Consider the following 3,055-nt stretch of genomic DNA (forward strand, 5'->3'; position numbering starts at 1 on the left):
TGTTTGGGTAGATGAGCAAATACAAGCTATCTTACCTTCAAGAGTCGGTGTATCGGAACACTTTATCAATACCCTACGCGATCCTATGAAAATGAAAAAAAGCTCACCGGTCATTACCAATGGATCAAAATTTTTAGCACCTCCAAAAATCGGCAGTACACTAGGAGTTATTACACCTCCAAAAATTATAGAAGAACCTTTACACCTTTTGGCAATCATGAATAAATCAGTATTGATCAATGGAAAATGGTACAAAGTAGGCGAAAGTATACGAAATTTTACCCTTAGTGAAATAAAACCAAACTCTGTTTTATTAAGCGGGAAAAAAGACCAAAAACTCATTTTGTTTTTAACAAAACCAAATAATAATATCAAAATAATCACAAAATAGGAAAGTATCATGACATCTGTAATTAAACACCATGCACGAGCGTTTATGTTATCCGTTGCCACGGCTGCCTTTTTATCTCCTGCGTTACAAGCAGATTGCACTTATGAGCTTTTTAATATCTCTTCCGTCAAAGGAACAAGTATCGGAGAGTTTGTTGACCAATTAAGCGATGAATGCAGCATGAGTGTGATTGTTGCCGATACTGAAGCTGACAATATCCTAAAAAAACAAATGAATAAAACTTTTTTGAAAAACCTAACGATCAATGAAGTTTTGGATTTAATTATTAAAGAAAACAATCTTCAATATACATTGAAAAATAATGTATTAAAGATTTCATATCTCTCAACTAAAACATATAATATCGATTATATTATTTCCGAACGGAAAGGGACTGGAAGTGCAAATATAACACTTAGTTCCAATACTAGCACATCAGCAACAGGTGCCAGTTCCTCTACAAGCGGACAACAGGGGGGAGCTTCTTCAGAATCAGGCACTAAAATAACCTCAAGTGACGAAGTACAGTTTTGGGAAATTCTTGACAAAGAAATTGAAAGTGTTCTCAATCGCCCTGAAGATGCCTATACGGCAAAACTCCCAATGATTAATAAAAATGCCGGTTTGATTACTGTCACAGCTACAAGTCCTCAGCTTAAACGGCTAGATACCTACTTAGATGATCTCCAAAAGAAAATGCAAACACAAGTTTTGATTGATGTTAAAATGTACAGTGTCGTTTTTAGTGATGCTTCCTCAACCGGTATCGATTGGTCACAACTCTATGCTTTACAAAATATTGGGTTAGCTTTTAATACATATAATACAAAAAACATTACAGATTATTCCGGTACAGCTTCAAATAATGTTATCGGTGCGATCAGTTCTGTAACCGGTGCTGCAAATCCAAGAAATATCGGTAGTATTTTTCAATTAGGTGCACAAGGCAGCATAAATGAAGTAGTGAAATTTTTGAAAACACAAGGAGATGTCTACTCTATTTCGAACCCGAAAATTTTAACCCTCAACAATCAACCTGCTTTAATCACAGCAGGTACTGAATACTTTTACAAAACTGAAAACACCTCAACATTGGCAGGAGGCACGACAGGACAACAATCGAAAACTGAAGTTGTCAGTTCTGTCTTTTCAGGAGTTTTACTCGATATCACCCCTGAAATTTCTAAAGATGGCAGTATCACGCTACGTATTAATCCATCGATATCTGAAACTGCCTCTCAACTCTCCGCAGATAACGCAACACGAAAAATGCCTCCCGATTTAAGTCGTCGACAGATGTCATCTGTCATCAGTGTTAAAGATGGCAACCGTGTCATTTTGGGTGGATTAATCAATACTAAAAATGTTCAAGATGACAATAAAATACCACTTTTAGGTGATATTCCGGTATTAGGCTATCTCTTTAAAAAAGAAGGAATGAGTAAAAGAACTGAAGAAATTGTTATCATCATCGAACCACATATTGTTCAAAAAGAAAAAGATTCGCTCAGTTTAGGTGATTTAGGTTATGCACGTCTAGGTAAGCAAATCGAAGAAGAAGCAAAACAAGAAAGCAAATAGAAATGGAGAATTCCCTTTTTTCAAAACCTCGGGATCTATTTTTAGATGTAGTGAATCCTCGAGATTACGTTCAAATAGATAGCGTTTCACATATGTACCAATCGCTTAAAAATTCGGTACAAAAACCTTTAAAAATGATTTTACTTTATGGTAAACCGGGAACCGGAAAAAGCATGTTACTTCATAAGTTACATCATGATTTATCCAAATATCAAACCGTTTTAATGGTCTCTACCCCCATCGTTGATGAAGATGATTTTTTACGTGTACTTGCTCAAAATCTTTTTGGACATGAGCCAAGAGAGCCAATAACCCTAAATCGTTTTTTAGAGATAGCTTCTGCCATGACTCTCAATCATGTTCCCATTGTTTTACTGGATGAAGCTCAACTTTATAGTTCAGCATTAATGGAAAAAATCCGCCTTATTTCAGATGCAAGAGCCGTTAAATTTGTTATAACTCTCCATAAAACCGATAAAGAAGATATCATCGCAAAAGAACATTTCCAAACTCGTATTTGGGAAAGTATTGAATTGCAAAATGCAACCACTGAAGAACTAAAAATTTATGTACAAAAAAAACTTTTAAAAGCAAACTGTTTTGACGTCGCCAATATGTTCAACGATAGAAATATGAAACTCATAGCAACCCTTACCCATGGGAATTATCGTGAAACCAATAAATTACTGTTCTCTCTATTTAGTCTTTATTGTTGGTATGAAGAACATAATCCCTTATTAATCCAGTACAATCTTATCAAAACAAAATGGATTGAAATGGCCGCAATTCATACAGGATTGATACATGCTTGATGTTAAAAGTTTAGAGCGACGCTGGTTTAAGTATAAGCTTAAATCTATTCTACCTTATTTTTTTGCTTTCTTAATAATAAGTTTAATCTCTTCTGCTATCTTACTTTGGCTTAATTATAATCCTCATACCGTTCAGAAACAAATGCTAAAACAAGAGAAGAAGGTTACTATTCAAAAACCTATACAGCAAGTTTCATTAACAAATACCGAACTCAACACTACGATATTAGAGCCGTCTATGGAATTTGTACAATCCTTTCAAAATACTTTA

General features: G+C 34.7%; 4 protein-coding genes. All 4 read left to right on the top strand.

The genetic code is table 11. From position 1 onward, the window contains the following. Positions 1-391 (top strand): hypothetical protein (locus WA010_RS12555; protein ID WP_422557459.1); only part of this gene is annotated, 391 nt, incomplete at its 5' end. 9 nt (positions 392-400) lie between these two features. Further along, positions 401-1,972: a pilus (MSHA type) biogenesis protein MshL gene (mshL, locus tag WA010_RS12560; protein ID WP_422557460.1), complete on the top strand. Its 1,572-nt coding sequence runs from the start codon at positions 401-403 to the stop codon at positions 1,970-1,972. Between the two features lie 134 nt (positions 1,973-2,106). Further along, the gene (locus WA010_RS12565; RefSeq protein ID WP_422557461.1) at positions 2,107-2,784 is read left to right on the top strand and encodes an AAA family ATPase; all 678 of its coding nucleotides are present in this window, start codon (positions 2,107-2,109) and stop codon (positions 2,782-2,784) included. Beyond that, the coding region (locus WA010_RS12570; protein WP_422557462.1) for a hypothetical protein at positions 2,777-3,055 on the top strand (279 nt) is incomplete at its 3' end. The genes WA010_RS12565 and WA010_RS12570, both read left to right, overlap by 8 nt.

It is taken from the genome of Sulfuricurvum sp. (assembly GCF_049305995.1).
Taxonomy (GTDB): domain Bacteria; phylum Campylobacterota; class Campylobacteria; order Campylobacterales; family Sulfurimonadaceae; genus Sulfuricurvum.

What these genes read in the sequence shown, in the direction of transcription:
- mshL (WP_422557460.1), top strand. Translation starts at nt 401, where the DNA reads ATGACATCTGTAATTAAACACCATGCACGAGCGTTTATGTTATCCGTT.
- WA010_RS12565 (WP_422557461.1), top strand. Translation starts at nt 2,107, where the DNA reads ATGATTTTACTTTATGGTAAACCGGGAACCGGAAAAAGCATGTTACTT.